This is a genomic window from Nostoc sp., assembly GCF_036917355.1.
In the GTDB taxonomy this organism is placed as follows: Bacteria; Cyanobacteriota; Cyanobacteriia; order Cyanobacteriales; family Nostocaceae; genus Nostoc.
The window spans coordinates 1-1,056 of the sequence record NZ_JBALDP010000080.1 but is presented as its reverse complement, the minus strand read 5'-3'; the positions used below and the strand labels follow the sequence as shown (position 1 = coordinate 1,056).

The window sequence follows — 1,056 nt, the reverse complement described above, 5'->3', positions numbered from 1 at the left end:
GCAGGGTGGTTTCATACAACGAGAGAAAAATAATAATGATTTATAGAGGGTGGAGAAAAATGGATAACTAACAAGTATGAATCTCGTCGAACAATTGCAGCAAGTCCCAGACTATAGGCACATCCGGGGACGAAGACATGAATTATGGTTAGTATTATTGCTCATATTGCTGGGAGCAATGACTGGGTATTGGGGCTACCGTCCACTGGAAGATTTTACCAAAGAACACAGACAAAGCTTAATTGAACTGTTAAACCTAGATGAGACAATTAAGTTTCCATCCTATTCAACGTTCCGACGAGTACTAAAAACAATAGATTTTCAGCCATTTACCGACTTATTTAATAATTGGGCATCAGTTTTTGTCCCACCAATACCAGGAGAACATTTGGCAATAGATGGCAAAGGCATTCGTTGCACAGTAACAGATTACAGTCAGTCCTACCAAAACTTTATCAGTACAGTATCAGTTTATAGTCATGAGCGGGGCATTGTACTCAGGATGCAACCAATGTCCAACAAAAAAATTAGTGAAGTGGCGATCGTAAAACAATTAATCTCCGAGTTTTGTGGTCAACAAGTCGTTTTTACCCTTGATGCTTTACACTGCCAAAAAAAACTGTATCGCTGATCGTCACTAGTGGCAATGATTACCTGATTGGACTAAAAGAAAATCAACCGACACTCTATAAAATCGCTCAAACCCAATCACAACAGCATACTCCACTTAGCAGTACCACAACTGTAGAGAATGTTCATTCTAGGCTAGTCCAACGTGAGTGCAAGGTTTTTGCTGCCCCCGAACAACTTCAAAAAAAATGGTCTGGACTCAAAACTTTTATTGTTGTCGAGCGTCAGGGTGAGCGCAATGGTCGGCCATTTTACGAGCGTCAATTCTATATCTGTAGTCAATATCTCGAAGCTCAACAGTTACTTGCCGACATTCAAGGGCATTGGGGAATCGAAAATCGACTTCATTGGGTAAGAGATGTGACATTCAAAGAAGACTTTCCACTACGGCGTGGTGGCAATGCCCCTGTGAATTGGTCTATCTTA

1 pseudogene is annotated in these 1,056 nt (G+C 40.9%); it reads left to right on the top strand.

Annotated features, from left to right (window positions below):
• Positions 1 to 76: 76 nt before the first annotated feature.
• Positions 77 to 1,056: pseudogene (locus V7K53_RS34135) on the top strand (ISAs1 family transposase); the annotation flags it as partial.